This is a genomic window from Paraburkholderia atlantica, assembly GCF_009362785.1.
Classification (GTDB): Bacteria; Pseudomonadota; Gammaproteobacteria; order Burkholderiales; family Burkholderiaceae; genus Paraburkholderia; species Paraburkholderia atlantica.
In genome coordinates, this window is record NZ_WHNQ01000001.1 from 233,027 (window position 1) to 251,454 (window position 18,428).

Annotated in this window: 16 protein-coding genes; 9 read left to right on the top strand and 7 right to left on the bottom strand. The window is 68.4% G+C overall.

Translation table 11 applies throughout. The features are described 5' to 3' along the window. Positions 1 to 35 precede the first annotated feature (35 nt). Positions 36 to 4,400, bottom strand: coding sequence for a translocation/assembly module TamB domain-containing protein (locus GCT19_RS01020; protein WP_152850786.1), 4,365 nt, complete (start codon positions 4,398 to 4,400; stop codon positions 36 to 38). Positions 4,401 to 4,445: 45 nt separating this feature from the next. Further along, positions 4,446 to 6,293, bottom strand: coding sequence for an autotransporter assembly complex protein TamA (locus GCT19_RS01025; protein ID WP_152850787.1), 1,848 nt, complete (start codon positions 6,291 to 6,293; stop codon positions 4,446 to 4,448). A 267-nt stretch (positions 6,294 to 6,560) separates the two neighbouring features. Between GCT19_RS01025 and GCT19_RS01030 the strand changes: the two genes are divergently transcribed. The 4 genes from GCT19_RS01030 to panD all read left to right on the top strand — a co-directional run bounded on the left by GCT19_RS01030 (position 6,561) and on the right by panD (position 9,238). Beyond that, positions 6,561 to 6,746 (top strand): DUF3460 family protein, encoded by a 186-nt coding sequence (locus tag GCT19_RS01030; protein WP_013088716.1) that lies wholly within the window; start codon positions 6,561 to 6,563, stop codon positions 6,744 to 6,746. A gap of 19 nt (positions 6,747 to 6,765) precedes the next feature. After that, positions 6,766 to 7,677 carry a segregation and condensation protein A gene (locus tag GCT19_RS01035; RefSeq protein ID WP_018431691.1) on the top strand — a complete coding sequence of 304 codons (912 nt, stop codon included), beginning with the start codon at positions 6,766 to 6,768 and terminating at the stop codon, positions 7,675 to 7,677. Positions 7,678 to 7,957: 280 nt separating this feature from the next. Next, positions 7,958 to 8,791 (top strand): pantoate--beta-alanine ligase, encoded by an 834-nt coding sequence (gene panC / locus GCT19_RS01040; RefSeq protein WP_013088714.1) that lies wholly within the window; start codon positions 7,958 to 7,960, stop codon positions 8,789 to 8,791. A 60-nt stretch (positions 8,792 to 8,851) separates the two neighbouring features. Further along, positions 8,852 to 9,238 (top strand): aspartate 1-decarboxylase, encoded by a 387-nt coding sequence (panD, locus tag GCT19_RS01045; RefSeq protein WP_018431692.1) that lies wholly within the window; start codon positions 8,852 to 8,854, stop codon positions 9,236 to 9,238. 42 nt (positions 9,239 to 9,280) lie between these two features. Here the strand turns inward: panD and GCT19_RS01050 are convergent, their stop codons facing one another. Next, on the bottom strand, positions 9,281 to 9,919 hold the full coding sequence (locus GCT19_RS01050) for a ParA family protein (RefSeq protein WP_013088712.1): 639 nt from the start codon (positions 9,917 to 9,919) through the stop codon (positions 9,281 to 9,283). A 244-nt stretch (positions 9,920 to 10,163) separates the two neighbouring features. Between GCT19_RS01050 and GCT19_RS01055 the strand changes: the two genes are divergently transcribed. Continuing rightward, the gene (locus GCT19_RS01055; RefSeq protein ID WP_013088711.1) at positions 10,164 to 10,583 is read left to right on the top strand and encodes a PaaI family thioesterase; all 420 of its coding nucleotides are present in this window, start codon (positions 10,164 to 10,166) and stop codon (positions 10,581 to 10,583) included. A gap of 57 nt (positions 10,584 to 10,640) precedes the next feature. Here the strand turns inward: GCT19_RS01055 and GCT19_RS01060 are convergent, their stop codons facing one another. After that, positions 10,641 to 12,167: a cobyric acid synthase gene (locus tag GCT19_RS01060; protein ID WP_152850788.1), complete on the bottom strand. Its 1,527-nt coding sequence runs from the start codon at positions 12,165 to 12,167 to the stop codon at positions 10,641 to 10,643. 89 nt (positions 12,168 to 12,256) lie between these two features. Between GCT19_RS01060 and cobU the strand changes: the two genes are divergently transcribed. Genes cobU through GCT19_RS01080 form a run of 4 tightly spaced genes read left to right on the top strand, consistent with a single transcriptional unit; the run spans position 12,257 to position 15,867 of the window. Continuing rightward, positions 12,257 to 12,811 (top strand): bifunctional adenosylcobinamide kinase/adenosylcobinamide-phosphate guanylyltransferase, encoded by a 555-nt coding sequence (gene cobU / locus GCT19_RS01065; protein WP_152850789.1) that lies wholly within the window; start codon positions 12,257 to 12,259, stop codon positions 12,809 to 12,811. Beyond that, positions 12,811 to 13,752: an adenosylcobinamide-phosphate synthase CbiB gene (gene cbiB / locus GCT19_RS01070; RefSeq protein ID WP_152850921.1), complete on the top strand. Its 942-nt coding sequence runs from the start codon at positions 12,811 to 12,813 to the stop codon at positions 13,750 to 13,752. The genes cobU and cbiB overlap by 1 nt, the downstream gene beginning before the upstream one ends. Before the next feature lie 33 nt (positions 13,753 to 13,785). Continuing rightward, positions 13,786 to 14,862: a threonine-phosphate decarboxylase CobD gene (cobD, locus tag GCT19_RS01075; RefSeq protein WP_152850790.1), complete on the top strand. Its 1,077-nt coding sequence runs from the start codon at positions 13,786 to 13,788 to the stop codon at positions 14,860 to 14,862. A 54-nt stretch (positions 14,863 to 14,916) separates the two neighbouring features. After that, on the top strand, positions 14,917 to 15,867 hold the full coding sequence (locus GCT19_RS01080; protein WP_152850791.1) for a cobalamin-binding protein: 951 nt from the start codon (positions 14,917 to 14,919) through the stop codon (positions 15,865 to 15,867). A gap of 53 nt (positions 15,868 to 15,920) precedes the next feature. On the opposite strand, the gene cobC is transcribed toward GCT19_RS01080, so the two are convergent. The 3 genes from cobC to cobT form a co-directional block, all read right to left on the bottom strand. Then, the gene (gene cobC, locus GCT19_RS01085) at positions 15,921 to 16,511 is read right to left on the bottom strand and encodes an alpha-ribazole phosphatase (protein ID WP_018431698.1); all 591 of its coding nucleotides are present in this window, start codon (positions 16,509 to 16,511) and stop codon (positions 15,921 to 15,923) included. Then, entirely contained in the window at positions 16,496 to 17,272 is a 777-nt protein-coding gene (locus GCT19_RS01090) for an adenosylcobinamide-GDP ribazoletransferase (protein WP_152850792.1), read from the bottom strand. Before GCT19_RS01090 ends, cobC begins: the two co-directional genes overlap by 16 nt. A 73-nt stretch (positions 17,273 to 17,345) precedes the next feature. Next, entirely contained in the window at positions 17,346 to 18,407 is a 1,062-nt protein-coding gene (gene cobT / locus GCT19_RS01095; protein ID WP_152850793.1) for a nicotinate-nucleotide--dimethylbenzimidazole phosphoribosyltransferase, read from the bottom strand. Between the last annotated feature and the right edge of the window lie 21 nt (positions 18,408 to 18,428).

Sequence of the window (18,428 nt, forward strand, 5' to 3'; positions counted from 1 at the left end):
GCTTCCAGGCGTGCCGTTTTTTTATGCCGCCCGCGTCACCACGCGATCCGATCGAAGCGCCGCGTGTAGAGCACGTCGGCGCCATAGAACGTGCCGCCGTAGACGACCAGCGACCAGTACCGCGTCAGATTGATCGTCGCCTTGATCGCATTGCTCGCCGACTGCAGCCCCTGCTCGTAGCCGATCACGAGCCACTCGTTGATCGCCTTCGACACCATCACCACTTGCGGATCGGTCAGACCGACGTCGCTGCGGCCGATCGAAAACTCGTCGAGCCCGACGGTCTGCGCGATCCGCGCGCCCGTCGCGCTGCCGAGCAGCGCGAGCGCGGTCGTCATCGTGCTCTGCTGGCCGAGGTTGTTACCCTGGTCGGTGCCGTGGCCGAACAGCAGCCACGACAGTTTCTCGTTGTCCGGCACGCTCGGCTCCGACACGAGCCGCGCGACCGGCGCCTGCAGCGTGCCGGTCACCTGCACGCCGGCCTCGACCTGCTGGTTGCGGCGCATCGCGAGAATGTTGATGCCCGGATTGGTGACCGGCCCGTTGAACGTGAAGAAACCGTTCTCGATCGCGAGCTTGCGGCCGAACGCGGTGTAGGTCGAACCCGGCGTGACGCGCACATTGCCGACCGCGCGCAGCGGCGTATTCGGCGCGCTCGTCGCGGTGATCGTGCCGGCGAGGCCGAGGTCGGCGCCCTTGCCGCGGAAGCGGAAGTCGTTGCCGAGCCCGATCTCGATGTTCGCGCGTGGCGCGAACGGGCTCGCCGGCGGCTGGCCGCCTTCGATCGGACGCGGCCGGCCGCCCGAGCGCGTGCCGTCCGGGCGGATGATCACGACGTCGTCGCCGAGGCTCGGCGCGGCCTGCTCGGGCAGATCGAACAGCGCGCTGTCGACCACGAACTTGCCGTCGATCACGGGGCCGCGCTCCACGCCGCCGTTCGAGATGTTCGCGCTGCCCGACAGCGACAGATGGCGGTCCGGCGACGCGAACACATCGAGCTTGTCCGCGACGATGCTCGCAGTCATGTCGGGCTCCGCGCTGTCGAGGCGCACGCGCCCGGTCGCACGCAGCGTGCCGCTCGCGCCGTGGAACTCGACCTGCTGAAAGTCCACCGTGTTCTGCGACAGCGCGATGCGCACGACGCCGTCCTTCAGTTGCACGCCCTGGCTCACGACGGTCGCGGACAGACCGTCGCCGGTCAGCGAGCCGGTCACGTTCGGCTTCGCGACCGTGCCGCCGAGCGCAAGCTGCAGCGCGAGACGGCCGTCGAGCAGGTAGCTCGGGCCGAGCAGGCCGCCCGTCGTGCGCAGCGACGGCACGTTCGCGTTGACGTTGCCCGACAGCGCGCTTTGCGGATCGACGGTCAACATGCCGTCGCGCAGCACGAGCGGCGTGTGCGCGTCGGCATCGATCACGCCGATGCGGCTCGCCTGCGCATGCACGGTCGCGTTGAGCCGGTTGCCGCCGGTGAATTCGGCGCGCGCGCGGATCGCGCCAATGCCCATCGACGCGAGCCCGCGGCCGATTTCGACCGTCACGTCGCCGCTGCGCCGGCGCAGCTCGATGTGGCCGCTCGCCGTCGCGCCGAGCGAGAAGTCCCAGTCGCCGTCGAACACGAGGTCGGTGCGCACGGCGGGCGGCTCGCCAGTGATCTGGCGACGCAGTTCCTGCAAGTGCGCGAGCGACACATCGGTCAGGCTACCGGCCGACTGGATGCGGCCGTGATCGAACGCGAACGACTTCAGGGCCAGCACCGAGCCTTCGATCGTCAGGCGCGTCGCGCCGAGCGTCAGGTGACCCGGCCCGGCGCTGACCGCGAGCGGCGCTTCGAGGTTCAGCGCCGGCGTGCCGCGATTCTGCAGACGCGTGACGGTGCCGTCCCAGCGCGAGCCGTCGCGCGTGTCGGTCAGCTTGCCATTGGCGGCGAGCGTCAGGTCCAGTGGACGGTCTTGCAACTTGCCGGTCGCGGCGGCCTCGAGCGTGTGATTCGCACGCGTGCCGGACAGGCGGGCGGTCAGCGTGGCGAGGTCGACGCCGCCCGCGCTGACATTGCGCGCGTCGGTCGTGAACGCGAGCGCGCCGTTCGCGCCGTCGCGCAACTCGGCGTGGCCCTGTGCGTGGCCGACACGGTTGCTCGCGAACACGACGCTGTCAGCCTTGTAGTTCAGCGTCACGTTCGGATGCGCGAACGAACCGGTGACATCGCCGTCGGCGGCGATCGCGCCCGCGAGGCCGAAGCCGAGCCGATCGAGCTGCGGCGCGTCGATGGCGAAGCGCAGCCGGTCGCCGGCCGCGCCGAAGCTGCCTTGCAGATTGACCTGATTGCCCGCCACGGAAAGATTGGCGCGGCTCGGCAGGATTCGCGAGCCGGCCAACTGGATCATGCCGCCGCCCGTCAGCGGCAGGTCGTTGTAGACGCTCGGGCCGAGCGTGAATTCGGCGCGCGTCGTGAAGACCGGCGCGAGCACGCCGGCCGCGCTGATTGTGGCGTTCACGCGCGCCTCGATCCTGCGCGCGGGCGTGGCCGGGCGCGGGGCCGCGTGCGCGGCTGCGCGGGGCGCATGGGTCGCGCGATGGGCGGGCGCTGGCGTCCTGCGCTCGAGCACTTCGGTCTCCACCGCGGCCTTTGCGGTGTTCTGCGCGATGGCCGCGGCCTGATCGCCGGGCGCCGCACGCTTGGCGCCGGCGGTGCTGCCCGCGAGCGCCGCGGCCTGCGCTTGCCGCTCGCTCCGCCCGCCGCTCGCGGCGGGCGCGCCGGAACTCGTGACCGGCGTGCGCGCGGGCATCTGCGAGGTCAGCGACAGCGGATCGAAATCGGTCAGTTGCGCCTTCAGGTTGTAGGTCGAGTTCGCATCGTGCTTCAGCGCGCCCGATAGATCGATGCGGCCGCGACCCGACGTGACGCGCACGTCGTTGAAGCTGATGCGCGCCGGATCGAACGTGATCTTGCCCTGCGCGCGCAGCGCGGCGGCGGGGTCGGCGAGATCGAGCGTCAGGCTCTGGATGTCGTCGTTCAGGCGAATGCCGATCGGGCCGGACAGTTGCGTCGGCCGCACGGTGGCCTGCAGCGCGTTCAGGTCGAGCCGCGCGACGTTCAGATCGAGCTGGCCGTGCCGGCCGCTCAGCGTGCCGCCGCCGGTGAGCGTCGCGTTGCGCACGAGCCGCACGTTCAGGTTCGAGATGCTCTGCGTGCGGGCGTCGAGCCGCACGTCGGCGTTCGCGTCGATCAACGGCAGCAGTTTCTGGTCGATTGCGCCGGGTTTCGCGTTGACGATCGAGATGTGACCGGCGACGGCGAAGCCCGCCGCCGGTTTGGCCGGCGCCTGGTGGCCGAAGACTTGGTGCGGATGGCTGGCGGCCGACGGTTCGGCCGCGCTGGCTGTGCTGGGCGTGCTGGCCGCGCTCGCTGTGTCCGCCGCGCCGTGCTCCACCGGCTGCAACTCGGCGCGCACCGCCAGATCGGCCAACGGCGCACCGGGCGCGAAGGCCTGCGGATTCACGTGATCGAAGCTCAGCGTCGCGCGCTGCAACGGCACCGCGGCGAACGGCGCCGCTTCGACCCGCGCGTGACCGGCGAGCTTCATGCCGCTCGCATCGAGCTCGGCGACCAGCTGCTCGAGCGTGCCGCTCAGGTGACCGGCCACCTGCACCGCTTCATCGTTGACCTTGCCCGAATAACCGACTTCGCCGGTGAGCGGAAACGGCTGCACGCCATCGAGTTTCGCCGCTGCGGTCAGCGCGCCGAACGGCGTCTCGAGCCGATCGATCGCCGCCTCGTGATGACGCCCGTCGCTGCGTCCATGAAATGCGAAGCTCGACAGCTCGGTCGTCGACGATCCCTGATGCAGCAGCAGCCGCTCGACTCGCACATCGCGGATCTCCAGCTGCATCGGCAATTGCAGATCCTGCGGCAGTTTCATCGGCTCGTTGCTGCTCGGCGACGACGGGCCGACACGCGCCTCGATCGTGCCGACGTGCAGATAATCGATGGTGAACCGCCACGGCTCGCGCGCGAGCGCCCAGCTGCCCGCGACCCGGTCGATCTGGATGTCGGTGCCGTTGCCGTCGAGGCTGCGCCAGCGCACGTCGCGCAGTTGCACACCGTGCGCGAGCGTGCCGCCGTCGAGCGTGCCGGCGAGCCGGCCGCCGAGCAGCTTGACGGCCGCGTGCCACACGTACGCGGTGCCGCGCTCGGTCGTCAGCGCGCCGTACAGCAAGCCGACCGCGAGCACGGCGAGCAGCACCAGCATGATCACCGTGCCCGCGATCGTCTTCAGCAGCAGCCGGCCCCAGCGCCGCTTCGGCGGCGGCGTGTCGGGCGGCTGCTGCCCATCCGGCGGTGCTGGCGGCGTGGCGCCGGGCGGCTGCGCGGGGGGCGGGTCGGTGACGTCGGTGGTCATGCGCGAATACGGTGGCAAATAAGGTAGCGGGTTGTCGTCAAAACATCAGAACGCGATGCCGAGCGTGATATACGGCCGCACCCTGTTATCGCGTATCCCGTAAGCAACATCGAGATTGACCGGGCCGACCGGGCTGCGCCAGCGCGCGCCGACGCCGGCGCCCGGATAGAAAATTTTCTCGCCCCAGGTGTCGGTGGCGGTGCCGATGTCGAAGAACACGGCCGCGCCCCAGTTGCGCGAGAACCAGTGCTGGTATTCGGCTGCGCTCGTCACCAGGTATTTGGTCGGCAGGACCGAGCCGGCGACGTTGTTACCGATGCTCTGAAAGCCGTAGCCGCGCACCGAGTTCGAACCGCCCGCGCGGAACAGCAGCGACGCCGGAACGCCGCTCGAGCTGCCGCTGGTGAAGACGCCGCCGAGCTCGGCGCGGATCAGCACGATGTCGTTGTCGCCGATCGGGAAATACTGCTGGCCGCGCGCGTAGCCGCGGATGAACGACTGATCGGCGAGCACTCCCTTGACCGCGAAGCCCGCCTCGACGTGGATCAGGTTGCCACGGCGCGGGAACAGCGGGTCATCGGTGTCGCGCCGCGTCCACGACCACCCCGGCACCAGCGCGTGCGCGCGGGTCGGCGGCGCGGCGTTCTGATTGAGCTGATCGTTGTAGAACAGCAGCGAATAGCTGTAGTCGAGAAACTGCGACGTGCGCGAGCGCTGCACGCCGCCGCGGATGCTGTAGATACGCGTGTCCGAGACGTCGGTGGTCGTGTACGACGCGAGCACGCTATTGGTCCACCCACGCTGGCCCGGCGGCATCGATAGCTGGACCTGGCCGTATTGCTGCGTCTGGTCGGCGCGGCCCTCGACGGTGAACGGCCACGCCGCGCCGAACGTGTTCAGATAGGTGTAGCCGCCCTGCACGAGCGGGCCGTTGTCAGTCGAATAGCCGACGCCGCCGCGGAAGCTGTGATACGGAAACTCCGACACCTTCACGTGCACCGGCGTGTCGAGCGGCTTGCTGGGGTCGTTGTCGAGGTCGATCGCGACGCTCGCGAAGTACGGCGTGTTCTGCAATTGACGCTGCAGTTCCGCGACGGTGCGCGTGTCGTAGATGTCGCCCGGCGAGATCGGATTGACGTTATGGACGATGCGTTCCGGATAGCGCTTGGTGCCCTGAACGTCGAGTTGGCCCATCGTGAAGGTCGGCCCGCTGTCGTAGATCACCGACAGCTTCGCCGTGTGCGTGCGCGGATCGATCAGCGCCTCGGAGTGATAGATCTTCGCGGCGAGGTAGCGGCGCGATTGCAGCTCGCGCAGCGACCCGTTCTTCGCGTCGTCCCAGTCGCCCTGCGAAAACGGCTGGCCCTCGCGCAGCGAGAACGCGAAGCGCGTCGCGTTTTCGCGCGACGGGTCTTCGGTCAGCACCGCGCCGCGAAACGACAGATCGACCGACGTGACCTTGGTCTGCGGGCCCGGCTCGACGCGCACGGTGACCTGCCGCGTGTTGTCGACGGTGCGCACGTCGGTGCTGACGAGCGGCGAGAAATAGCCCTGCGTCGCGGCGAGATCGCGCACCTGCTGCGGCGTCGCGGTGATCAGGAACGAGAACTGGTCTTCGGTGACGTCTGGGCGCTTCGCGAAACGCGACACATCGAGGTGCTGTTCGAGCAGCCGGCGCAGCGCGCGCGGCTCGGCGACCACCTCGACCTTGTAGCTCGGCGCCTTGCTCGCCGCGTAGGCCTCGCCTCCGGCGAGCAGCAACATCAGGAGGCCGAAGGCGAACGACACGCGCAGCCAGCACCGCGCGAGCGCCTCGCGCTCACGCGCGCGCCCTCGCGTGTGGCCGGTCTCGCCGCGCCACGCACGCGGCTTGTCGATCGTACCTCCCGCCAAACAGGACCTCCGGCCTCAATGAGTGAATTCTCGCGCCCCGGCCGCGCTGCGCGATCGAGCCATGCTATTTGACCACAATGCGACCCCAATCGGCCCCTATCGTGCCCCAGGTGGCGCCCCGCGCTTCATCTCTAAATAGACGGCCTGCGGTGATTTTCGACCGCGCGCTACGCATGCGGTAAAATCGCGGACGACGGCGCCCTCCTCGCGGCACCGCGCAGCGGCCAGCCCGAGAGCCGCCACCTTACCCACCACGGACGTCGAGCCATGTATCAATCGGACATCACCCAGTTCCTGAACCAGCTCAAGCAACAGAAGCCCAATCTCGAGGCCGAGCAACGCAAAGGCCGCGCACTGCTGTGGGACAAACAGCCGATCGATCTGGAAGAGCGCGCCGAGCAGAAAGCTTCGCGCGTGCAGCAGACGCCTTACTCGTACTACCAGAACTTCTAAGCGCCCAGTCACGCCGACGATGAGTCACGCTGACGAGGTGCATGGTCCGCTTCACGGACCCATACCCGGCCCGGTTCACGGCCCGGCGCCGGCACCGTCCGACACGGCGCTTTCCACGCCCGCCACCGATTCGACCCCCGACACGGTCGACGGCGTCGCTTTCGCGCGTTTGTACGGCGAGCCGCTGTTCAAGCTGCCGAACGACCTGTACATCCCGCCGGACGCGCTCGAGGTGTTCCTCGAGACCTTCGAGGGGCCCCTCGACCTGCTGCTGTACCTGATCCGCAAGCAGAACTTCAACGTGCTCGACATCCCGATGGCGGATGTCACCGAGCAATATCTCGGCTACGTCGAGCAACTGCGCAAGACCAATCTCGAACTCGCGTCCGAGTATCTGCTGATGGCCGCGATGCTGATCGAGATCAAGTCGCGCATGCTGCTGCCGGTCAAGAAGGCCGACACCGGCGAGGAAGCCGAAGACCCGCGCGCCGAACTGGTGCGCCGCCTGCTCGAATACGAGCAGATCAAGCTCGCCGCGCAACGCATAGACCAATTGCCGCAGCTCGGACGCGATTTCCTGCGCGCCGAGGTCTACATCGAGCAGAGCGTCACGCCGCGTTTCCCGGACGTGAACAGCGACGACCTGCGCGCCGCGTGGGCCGACGTGATCAAGCGCGCGAAGCTGGTCCAGCACCACAAGATTTCGCGCGAGGAGCTGTCGGTGCGCGAGCACATGAGCCTGATCCTGCGGCAATTGCAGAACGCGCGCTTCATCGAGTTTTCAGATCTGTTCGACACGAGCCGCGGCGTGCCGGTCGTGGTCGTGAACTTCATCGCCGTGCTCGAGCTGTGCCGCGAATCGCTCGTCGAAATCACCCAGGCGGAGCCGTTCGCGCCGATTTACGTGCGGCTGGCGTATCTGCCGGCCTGAGCGCGGAGTGACGGCCGCTTAACGGCCGGACCGCGGCCGGACCGCGGGAACATCGTTATGAGCCGTCGCAGCGAAGCCTGGCGGGCCTCAGCGGGAACTGCGCGACAAGCGCGCGGCGCGCCGCTGCTAGGAGCCACCGCGATTCGGTGCGCCCGCTGCCCAAATCCACTACAATCCGCGCTCCGAACCCGTCATTTGCCGGCGAGGCGATGACCGCGCGATTCCGCCCGGTGTCGCGCCAACCGGATCGCGCGCCGCGCGAGCCTATCCCTGTCCGATCATGAAAGTCATCAGCTCGATCCATGAATTGCGCGACCAGTTGCGCGGCCAGAATCGCACGGCCTTTGTGCCGACGATGGGCAACCTGCACGAGGGCCATCTGTCGCTGATGCGCCTCGCGCGCCAGCATGGCGACCCGGTCGTGGCGAGCATTTTCGTCAATCGCCTGCAGTTCGGCCCGAACGAGGATTTCGACAAATATCCGCGCACGCTCGAAGCCGACATCGAAAAGCTGCAGAAGGAAGGCGTCTACGTGCTGTTCGCGCCGACCGAAAAGGACATGTATCCGGAGCCGCAGGAGTATCGCGTCCATCCGCCGCACGATCTCGGTGACATCCTCGAGGGTGAATTCCGCCCCGGCTTCTTCCACGGCGTCTGTACCGTGGTGATGAAGCTGATGTCGTGCGTGCAGCCGCGCGTCGCGGTGTTCGGCAAGAAGGATTACCAGCAGCTGATGATCGTGCGCCAGATGTGCCACCAGTTCGCGCTGCCGACCGACATCGTCGCCGCCGAAACCGTGCGCGACACCGACGGCCTCGCGCTCAGCTCGCGCAACCGCTACCTTTCGGCCGCCGAGCGCGCCGAGGCGCCGATGCTGGCCGCCGAACTCAATCGCGTGCGCGACGCGGTGCTCGCGGGCGAGCGCGACTTCGCGAAGCTCGAAGAGTCGGCCAAAGCGACGCTCGCGGCGCGTGGCTGGAATCCCGATTACATCGCGATCCGCAAGCGCTCGAACCTGATCGCGCCCGGCGCGCAGGACGCCAACGCACCGCTCGTCGTGCTGGCCGCCGCCAAACTCGGCGCGACCCGGCTCATCGACAACCTCGAAATCTGACGCCGCACCCGCCCGCGCAAACCCAGTTACACTGCGCAGTCACTCAGGATTGGATTGATCATGCAACGCAATATGCTGAAGTCGAAGATTCACCGCGTCGCGGTCACGCACTGCGAGCTCCACTACGAGGGCTCGTGCGCGATCGACGAAGACCTGCTCGAAGCGGCGAACATCGTCGAAAACGAACGGATCGACATCTGGAACATCAACAACGGCGAGCGCTTCTCGACCTACGCGATCAAGGGTGAGCGCGGCAGCGGCATGATTTCGCTGAACGGCTCGGCCGCGCGGCGCGCGCAGCTCGGCGATCTGGTCATCATCGCGGCGTTCGCGGTGGTCGACGAGGCGGAGCTGAAGGCGGGCTGGAAGCCGGACCTCGTGTTCGTCGATGAAAACAACAAGATCAAGGGCAGCCGCGACCACGTGCCCACGCAGGCCTGGAGCTGAGCGCAGCTCATGATGCTTCACTGATGGCGGGCAGCCCCCGCCTCAACCCTTCTTCCCCGTGCCGTTCGTCCACTCGACGATCGGCTGCCATTGCTCCAGATCCTTCTCCACGCGGCTTTTCGCGACGTCCCACAGCGTCAGGCCGTGCGCCGCGAGCTGCACGTAGTTTTGCGTGTCGCGCAGAAAGCCGAGCACCGGCAGCTTCAGTCCCTCGACGAAACGATGCAGCTGCTCGGCCGAGCGCGTGCGTGCATCGACGCGCATGCCGACCACGCCGATCTCGATCGCGCCCTTCCTGACCGCCTTTTCCTTCGCGAGCCGCTCGAGAAATTCCTGGGTCGCGAGAATATCGAACAGCGACGGCTGGAGCGGCACGATCACCTTGTCGGCGAGATCGAGCGCGATGTTCATGCGATTGCCGTGCAGGCCGGCCGGCGTGTCGACGACCGCGTGCTCGAGGCCTTTCGGCGGCTTGGCGGGCGTGTCGGGATTGACCTCCCAGGTTTCGATGGTCGGCAGCGTGGAGGGCCGCAATTCGAGCCACGCATGCGCGGAGTGCTGCTTGTCGAGGTCGGCCAGCGCGACCCATTCGCCCTCCGCGGCGAAATAGCCGGCCAGATTGGTCGATAGCGTGCTCTTGCCCACGCCGCCCTTCGGATTCGCCACCACGATCACCGACATGAAATCTCCCGGAAAGAAGGCTGGACCGCTGCCAGCCGGTTTGCCGCGCTATTGCTCCGTACCCGCCGATCCGCTGTGACCGGCGCCGGCGGGCTCCACGATCGCTGCCGTTCGATGTTCGGTTTCCAGGTACGCCCACCGGTTCAGCCGTTGATAATATCGACAAATCCCGCGCGGCCGAAACCCCCGCATCGCGAATCGGCCGCCGCAACCCGCCGTTTTTATCGACAAGGACCTGAATCTCATGAGCAAACTGCGCCCGGAATACACCGTCGAACGCCTGCAGGAGCGCCAGAAAGGCACGCTGCCGGACCTGCTGGGCCTGCGCGTGCTGACCGTGGACCAGGGCACGCTGATCGCCGAACTGACCGTGCGCGAAGAGCTGCTCGCGCCGAACGGCTTCCTGCACGCGGCCACCGTGATCGGCCTCGCCGACACCGCCTGTGGCTACGCGTGCATCGCGCATCTGCCCGAAAACTCGCGCAATTTCACGACGGTCGAGCTGAAGAGCAACTTCCTCGGCACCGCCACGCAGGGCACGATTCGCGCGGTCGCGAAGAGTGTCCACCTCGGGCGCAGCACGCAGGTCTGGGACGCAACGGTCACCGGTCCGGATGGTAAGACCATCGCACTGTTTCGTTGCACGCAGATGGTGTTGTACTAAGCGTACCGCCCGCGCAGCAATGACGCTCAAACCGATGAAAAAGTCCGGTCCAAAGCGTCACCCCAGCGCCGCAAACAGCCTGCGCATATCGACATGCGCGGCGAGCGTGTCGGCCAGCCGCTCCAGCGACGCCTCGCGCAACGCCGGATAGTCGACCGCTTCGGCGCCGCTCAACCCCGCCCACGCGAGCAGCGCCGCGCACGCGGCCGGCGTGTCGAACAGGCCATGCACGTAGGTCGCGAGAATCTGGCCGTCGGCGGACAACGCGCCATCGGGACGGCCAAGGTCCGCGCCGCCCTCGTGCGGACCAGCACGATCGAGCCGCAGCGCCGGCGCGTCCAGGGCCGGCCCGCGCGTCTCCCCCATATGAATTTCGTAGCCGGCGACGTCCGGTGCGCCGGGCAGCGCGAGGCGCCCGCTCACGTTCTTCAGCGTCTTGTCGCGCGTCAGCACCGTCGCAAAGTCGAGCCAGCCGAAGCCCGCGAAGGTGCCGGGTGCGCCCTCGACGCCATGCGGATCGGCGATCTCGCGGCCCAGCATCTGCATGCCGCCACAAATGCCGATCACGCGGCCGCCATAGCGCAGATGCCGCGCGAGCACCTCGCCCCAGCCCTGCGCGCGCAGAAACGCGAGGTCGTCCGGCACGTTCTTCGAGCCCGGCAGGATGATCAGATCGGCGGCCGGTGGCGGCGTACCCGCGCGCACATAGTGAAAATCGACCTGCGGATGCGCGCGCAACGCGTCGAAGTCGGTGTGGTTGCTGATGTGCGGCAGCACCGGCACGACCACGCGCAGCAGCCGGCGTGCATCACCGCTCGCCGCAGCGCGCAGCTCGGGCGGCAGCATGTCCTCGGCGTCGAGCGTCAGGCCGTGCAGGTATGGCACGACCCCGAGCACCGGCTTGCCGGTCTTCGCTTCCAGCCAGTCGAGCCCGGGCTCCAGCAGGCCGATGTCGCCGCGAAAGCGGTTGATGATGAAACCGCGCACGCGCGCCTGCTCGCTGTCGGACAGACACGCGAGCGTGCCGGTCAGGTGCGCGAACACGCCGCCTCGGTCGATGTCGGCGACCAGCACGACCGGGCAATCGACCGCCTCCGCGAAACCCATGTTCGCGATGTCGCGCTCGCGCAGATTGATCTCGGCCGGACTGCCCGCGCCTTCGACGAAAATCGTGTCGTACGACGCGCGCAGCCGCGCATACGACTCCAGCACCGCCTCGAACGCGACCGGCTTGTAGTCGTGATAGGCGCGCGCGTCGAGATTGATGCGCGCCTTGCCGTGGATGATCACCTGCGCGCCGCGATCGCTGGTCGGCTTCAGCAGCACCGGGTTCAGATCGGTGTGCGCGTCGATGCCCGCGGCGAGCGCCTGCAATGCCTGCGCGCGGCCGATCTCGCCGCCGTCGACGGTGACCGCGCTGTTCAGCGCCATGTTCTGCGGCTTGAACGGCGCGACCCGCGCGCCCGCGCGCCGCGCGAGCCGGCACAGTCCCGCGACCAGCGTGCTCTTGCCCGCGTCGGACGTGGTGCCCTGGATCATCAGCGTGCCGCGCGGCACGGGCAGGGTGTCGGGAGAAATGGGCATTCGGGTCACGGCGATGCAGGTGGAAGGTGGACAGTGGCGTTGCAATGGAATCGAGCGGCATTATCCCATCGCGCCGGTACAATCATAGGATGACTCCCCGCGACCTCACCTTCGTCCTTGGCGGCGCCCGCTCGGGCAAGAGCGCGCATGCCGAGCGGCTCGCCAGCGACAGCGCCCTCCCCGTCACCTACATCGCCACCGCCCGCGTCACCGACGACGCCGAATTCAACGCGCGCATCGCGCATCATCGCGAGCGGCGGCCCGCGCATTGGGGGCTCGTCGAAGCGGACGACGATCTCGCGGGCGCCCTCGCGCAACACGACGCGCCGGGCCAGTGTCTGCTGATCGACTGTCTGACGCTGTGGCTCGCCAACCTGCTGTGTCCCGCCGACGGCGCCGCGCCGCCGCTGTCGCACTACTACGAGCAGGCCGCCGCGTTCGAAACTGCGCTCGCCGGCGCACGCGGCAAGATCATCATCGTCAGCAACGAGATCGGCCTCGGCGTCGTGCCGCTCGGCGAAGCGACCCGTCTTTACGTCGACGAACTCGGCCGCCTCAATCAACGGATCGCCGCATTGAGCAGCGCGGCCACGCTGATGGTCGCGGGACTGCCGCTCGCGCTGAAAAGCGCGAACCGCGCGTGATGCCCCCGCTGACGATGCCGCTGATCGCGACGCTCGCGGTCGCGGGCGTCGCCGTCGATCGCTGGTTCGGCGAGCCGAGCCGCCGGCATCCGCTGGTCGGCTTCGGCAACTGGGCCGCGCGCATCGAGGCGCGCTTCAATCACGACCGGCGTCTGCGGCTCAAGGGTCTGCTCGCATGGGCGCTCGCGGTGCTGCCGCCGGTGCTGATCGCGTGGTGGCTGGTCGCCGTGCTGCCGTTGTTCGCGGCCTGCGCGCTGCATGTCGCGCTGCTGTGGTTCGCGCTCGGCGCACGCAGCCTGCGCGACCACATCGCGCCGATCGCGCGGGCGCTCGGCCAACGCGATCTCGCCACCGCACGTGAGTTGACCGCGCGGATCGTGTCGCGCGACACCAGCCAGTCCGACGAAGCCGCGCTCGCGCGCGCCGCGGTCGAATCGGCGCTCGAAAACGGCAACGACGCGATCTTCGGCGCGCTGTTCTGGTTCGCGCTCGCGGGCGGGCCTGGTGCGCTCGGCTTTCGCCTCGCCAATACGCTCGACGCGATGTGGGGGTATCGCACGCCGCGCTATCTGCGCTTCGGCTGGGCCGCGGCGCGCATCGACGACGTGCTGAACTGGATTCCCGCGCGGCTGACCGCCACCAGCTACGCGCTGCTCGGCGACACGCTGGCCGCATGGCGCTGCTGGCGCGAACAGGCGCCGCGCTGGGACAGCCCGAACGCGGGCCCGGTGATGGCGTCCGGCGCCGGCAGCCTGAACGTGCTGATCGGCGGGCCGGCCGTGTATCACGGCACGCTCGAGCATCGGCCGACGCTGGGCTTCGGGCATCCCGCCGAGGCGCGTCACGTAGGCGCCGCGTTGTTGCTGGTCGAACGCACGGTGATTCTGTGGCTGGCCGTGCTGATCGTGCTGGCGTTGTTGAGCGTGCCCTTCCATGGCTGAGCGGAGCGACACGCGTAGCGATGGGACGAGCGCATGACCGAGCGGATACAAGCGCGCGAGCACGCCGCAGGCGATCCGATCGCGCACGGCGGCAACCTGCACGAAGCGGCGGCGCGCTACGGCATTCCGTACGCGCAGTGGCTAGATCTGTCGACCGGCATCAATCCGCACGGCTATCCGGTGCCGCCGCTGCCTGCCGATGCGTGGCGCCGTTTGCCCGACGACGGCGACGGCTTCGCCGAGCGGGCCGCGCGCTACTACGGCGCGCCCGATGCCACGCACGTGCTGCCGGTGGCCGGCAGCCAGGCGGCGATTCGCGCGCTGCCCGCGTTGCTGCCGCGCGCGGCGGTCGGCATCGCGCCGCTGACCTACGGCGAGTACGCGCCCGCGTTCGCGCGCGCCGGACACGAGGTCGCGCCGCTCGACGTGCAGCGAGACACGCTGCCCGCGGCGCTCACCCATGTCGCGATCGTCAATCCCAACAATCCGACCGCTACGCATCTCGATGCCGCGAGGCTGCTGCGCTGGCACGCGCAGCTGCGCGAACGCGGCGGCACGCTGCTCGTCGACGAGGCGTTCGCCGATACGCTGCCGGCCGCACGCGTCGCGTCGCTGGCGGCGCATACGCAGCGCGACGGGCTCGTCGTGTTGCGTTCGCCCGGCAAGTTCTTCGGGCTCGCGGGGGTGCGCGCCGGCTTCGTACTGGGCGCGCCCGCCATGCTCGCCGCGTTGCGCGACAGATTGGGGGCGTGGACGGTCAGCGGTCCCGCGCGTCATGCGGTGAGCGCCGCGTTCGCCGATGCCGCGTGGCAAACGCAGATGCGTGAGCGGCTGATCACCGAGAGCGCGCGGCTTGCCGGGCTGTTGGATGCGCATGGATTCGCGACACACGGCACGCCGCTTTTCGCATGGACCGACGATGCGCGCGCCGCCGCATTGCATGAAGCGCTCGCACGGCGCGGCGTGTGGACGCGTCTTTTTCCGCCATCGCCCCGGGTGCCATCGGCCAGCGTGCGCTTCGGGCTGCCGGGCGATGAAGCCGAATGGACCCGCTTCGAACAACTGCTGCAACAGGCGGTTGAATCGATCGATGGCGCGCGCTCGGGCTAGCGGATCGTCCTTTACACCTGACTCGTTCAACGCTTCGTGTTTCGCCCTCGCCCGATGACCTGCCTCACTCGCTCCGCTCGCTTTGCTCGGCCCGCGCGCCGCTTGATCCATTGGTTCAGCGCCGCAGCGCTCGCTCTAACTGCACTGAGCGCGCACGCCGCGGTCACCGTCACCGACGACAGCGGCGCGACCGTCACCCTCGCCGCGCCCGCACAGCGCGTGATCAGCCTCGCCCCGCACGTGACCGAATTGCTGTACGCCGCGGGCGGTGGCCCGAAGATGGTCGGCGCGGTGTCGTACAGCGACTATCCACCCGAAGCGAAACAACTGCCACGCGTCGGCGACAACAAGGCGCTCGACCTCGAACGCATCGTCGCGCTGAAACCGGATTTGATCGTCGTGTGGCGGCATGGCAATGCGCAGCGCCAGCTCGAGCGCTTGCGCGAGCTGCACGTGCCGCTCTTTTTCAGCGAGCCGCGCCGTCTCGACGATATCGCCGTGTCGCTGACGAAGCTGGGCCGGCTGCTCGGCACCTCGACGAGCGCGGACGCGGCGGCGGCCGTCTATCGCGAAGACATCGCCCGTTTGCGCGCGCTGTATGCGAATCGCCCCGTAGTCAGCGTGTTTTATCAGGTATGGGACCGGCCGCTGATGACGCTCAACGGCGAGCACATGATCAGCGACGTGATCGCGCTATGCGGCGGCCGCAACGTGTTCGCGGACCTGCAGCCGCTCGTGCCGACCGTATCGACCGAAGCGGTGCTCGCGGCGAATCCGCAGGCGATCGTCACAGCTGCGTCCGGCGCGACGCAGCCCGACACGACGCTGCCCCAACTCGACACATGGCGCGCGTGGCCGCGTCTCGCGGCCGTCGCGAACAACAACCTGTTTGCGATCGACGGCGATCTGATCAATCGCCCCGCGCCGCGCATCGCACAAGGCGCGCGGCAACTGTGCGAGGACCTCGAACTGGCGCGCTCGCGCACAAACAAACCCGCGCCATGACGCGCCGCGGGTCGCCCAAGAAACACGCTCAGTTCTGCGGATGACCACGCGGTTCACGCATTCCATCGCACCAGCGACCACTGCAGCGTCTCGTCGTTACGCCGCAACCAGACGATCCCCGCCATATCGAGCGACCACTGCAGACAACGCGCGAGCGGCACCTCCAGCACCCACGACGCGATCGCGCGCATCACGCCAGCGTGCGTAACCACGTACGCGGGCGACAGCTCGCGCGTCAGCGCGAACGCATCGAACCACGCTCGCACACGCGCGACGAATTGCGCGACGCTCTCGCCGCCATGCGCGCGCGCATGCTCGAAATTGGCGGCCCAGTCGTCGAGCTGGGCGCGATCGATCGTATCCCAGCGCTGCGCTTCCCAGTCGCCGAAATCCATCTCCTTCAGACGCTCGTCGTGGCTGACCACGCAGCCGAAGTCGTTGGCGATCTCGTTCGCGAGCGCGGCGCAGCGCGTGAGCGGACTCGTGATCAGCACGCGCGGCGCCGGCACCTGCAAGCTCGCGAGCTTGACCGCCAACGCATTGGACGTGACCTCGGCGCTTTCCGCCAACGCGACATCACTATGGCCGTAACAAACCCCCGCCTCGAGCGCGACAGCGGGATGTCGAATCAGGACGATATCCATGCAAGCCCCACCAGATAGATGCTCAATTCGAAGATCTGCTGCGCGAAGCCGAGACAGTCACCGGTATAGCCGCCGATGCGTCTGACGAAATAACGGCCCATCGCGAAGCGCAGCGCCAACAGCACCACACCCGTGAGCGCGGCGAAACGCCAGTCGGGCGCGCCGGGGCCGTTCGGCCACAGCAGCCACGGCAGCCCGAACAGCGCGGCGCACAGCAGCTCCGGCCCGCTCAGACGCTGCGCGACCGGCTTGGCTTTGCCTGCGGCGCGCACATAGTCGAGCGTGGCCAGATAACTGATCGCGCACGCGCGGCTCGCGCCATGCGCCGCAACCATCAGACTTGCGGCGCAGAGCGGCGGCAAAGCGGCGAGCGTTTGCCACTTGATCGCCAACGCGATCACGAGCGCGATGGCACCGAAAGCACCGATGCGCGAGTCCTGCATGATGCGCAACGCATCGTCTCGCGTATAGGCGCCACCGAACGCATCGACGCAATCGGCCAGACCGTCCTCGTGGAACGCGCCCGTCAGCAGCAGCGACGCGGCCATCGACAGCAGCACCGCGACGCCCGCCGGAAACACACGCAGCGCGGCCAGATAGACGAGCGCGCTGAAGCCGCCGACCAGCACGCCGACGAGCGGAAAATAACGCGCCGCCGCGTTCAGATAATGCGGCTCATAGCCGACCCAGCGCGGCACCGGCACGCGCGTGAAGTAACCGAGCGCCGTGAAGAAATAGCGCAGTTCCGCGAGCGGGTTCATGGGCGTGACGAGTGCATGTTTGCAGCGATGCGGGCGGAGCTTCGCGTTCCCGCGAAGCATGGGTTCGAGCGCGTCACGGTTCGCGATCCGCGACGCCTGCGGAATCGAAGCTGGCCATCTCGTTGACGAAGGCCACCGCCGCGCGCAGCAGCGGCACCGCGAGCGCGGCGCCGGTGCCCTCGCCGAGCCGCATGTCGAGCGACAGCAGCGGCTGCGCGCCGAAATGGTCGAGCATGCGCCGATGGCCAGCCTCGTTCGACGCATGCGCGAACACGCAGTACTCGCGCACTGCGGGCGCCAGCGCATCGGCGACCAGCAGCGCGGACGTCGCGATGAAGCCGTCGACGAGGATCGTCATGCGCGCCTCGGCGGCCGCCAGAAACGCGCCCGCCATCATCGCGATTTCGAAGCCGCCGAAGGTCGCGAGCACGTCGAGCGGCGCGCATGCGTCGGCATGACGCGCGAGCGCCGCCGCGAGCACGTTGCGCTTCTTCGCGAGTCCGGCATTGTCGAGACCGGTGCCGCGGCCGACGCAGTCGTCGATCGGCACGCCGCACAGGCGGCTCATCAGACACGCGGCCGCCGATGTGTTCGCGATGCCCATCTCGCCGAAGCCGATCACGTTGGTGCCGAGCGCCGCATGATGACGCACGCGCGCGGCGCCCGCCTGCATCGCGGCGAGCGATTCGGCGTGCGTCATCGCTGGCTCGTGAGCGAAGTTGCGCGTGCCGCGCCCGACCGGAATGTCGACGAGTCCGTCCGTCGACGGCAGCGGCGTCGCAATACCCGCGTTGACCACTTCGAGTTCGAGACCGGCGACGCGGCTGAGCGCATTGATCGCCGCGCCGCCCGCAATGAAGTTCGCGACCATCTGCGCGGTCACCGCTTGCGGATACGGGCTCACGCCTTCGGCGGCGATACCGTGATCGCCCGCGAAAACGATCATCGCGGGACGCCGCACGGTGGGATGTGTACTGCGCTGGATCAGACCCATCTGGCGCGCGAGCGTCTCGAGCCGGCCGAGGCTGCCGGGCGGTTTGGTGCGCGTATCGATGATCCGTTGCAACTCGGCGCGCAGCGTCTGATCGAGCGGCGCGACTTCGGGCAAACCGGCCGGGAGTGGGATGCGAGTCATAGGTGTGATTGAGACAAGATA

What these genes read in the sequence shown, in the direction of transcription:
- GCT19_RS01020 (WP_152850786.1), bottom strand. Translation starts at nt 4,400, where the DNA reads ATGACCACCGACGTCACCGACCCGCCCCCCGCGCAGCCGCCCGGCGCC.
- GCT19_RS01030 (WP_013088716.1), top strand. Translation starts at nt 6,561, where the DNA reads ATGTATCAATCGGACATCACCCAGTTCCTGAACCAGCTCAAGCAACAG.
- GCT19_RS01035 (WP_018431691.1), top strand. Translation starts at nt 6,766, where the DNA reads ATGAGTCACGCTGACGAGGTGCATGGTCCGCTTCACGGACCCATACCC.
- panC (WP_013088714.1), top strand. Translation starts at nt 7,958, where the DNA reads ATGAAAGTCATCAGCTCGATCCATGAATTGCGCGACCAGTTGCGCGGC.
- panD (WP_018431692.1), top strand. Translation starts at nt 8,852, where the DNA reads ATGCAACGCAATATGCTGAAGTCGAAGATTCACCGCGTCGCGGTCACG.
- GCT19_RS01050 (WP_013088712.1), bottom strand. Translation starts at nt 9,919, where the DNA reads ATGTCGGTGATCGTGGTGGCGAATCCGAAGGGCGGCGTGGGCAAGAGC.
- GCT19_RS01055 (WP_013088711.1), top strand. Translation starts at nt 10,164, where the DNA reads ATGAGCAAACTGCGCCCGGAATACACCGTCGAACGCCTGCAGGAGCGC.
- GCT19_RS01060 (WP_152850788.1), bottom strand. Translation starts at nt 12,167, where the DNA reads ATGCCCATTTCTCCCGACACCCTGCCCGTGCCGCGCGGCACGCTGATG.
- cobU (WP_152850789.1), top strand. Translation starts at nt 12,257, where the DNA reads ATGACTCCCCGCGACCTCACCTTCGTCCTTGGCGGCGCCCGCTCGGGC.
- cbiB (WP_152850921.1), top strand. Translation starts at nt 12,811, where the DNA reads ATGCCCCCGCTGACGATGCCGCTGATCGCGACGCTCGCGGTCGCGGGC.
- cobD (WP_152850790.1), top strand. Translation starts at nt 13,786, where the DNA reads ATGACCGAGCGGATACAAGCGCGCGAGCACGCCGCAGGCGATCCGATC.
- GCT19_RS01080 (WP_152850791.1), top strand. Translation starts at nt 14,917, where the DNA reads ATGACCTGCCTCACTCGCTCCGCTCGCTTTGCTCGGCCCGCGCGCCGC.
- cobC (WP_018431698.1), bottom strand. Translation starts at nt 16,511, where the DNA reads ATGGATATCGTCCTGATTCGACATCCCGCTGTCGCGCTCGAGGCGGGG.
- GCT19_RS01090 (WP_152850792.1), bottom strand. Translation starts at nt 17,272, where the DNA reads ATGAACCCGCTCGCGGAACTGCGCTATTTCTTCACGGCGCTCGGTTAC.
- cobT (WP_152850793.1), bottom strand. Translation starts at nt 18,407, where the DNA reads ATGACTCGCATCCCACTCCCGGCCGGTTTGCCCGAAGTCGCGCCGCTC.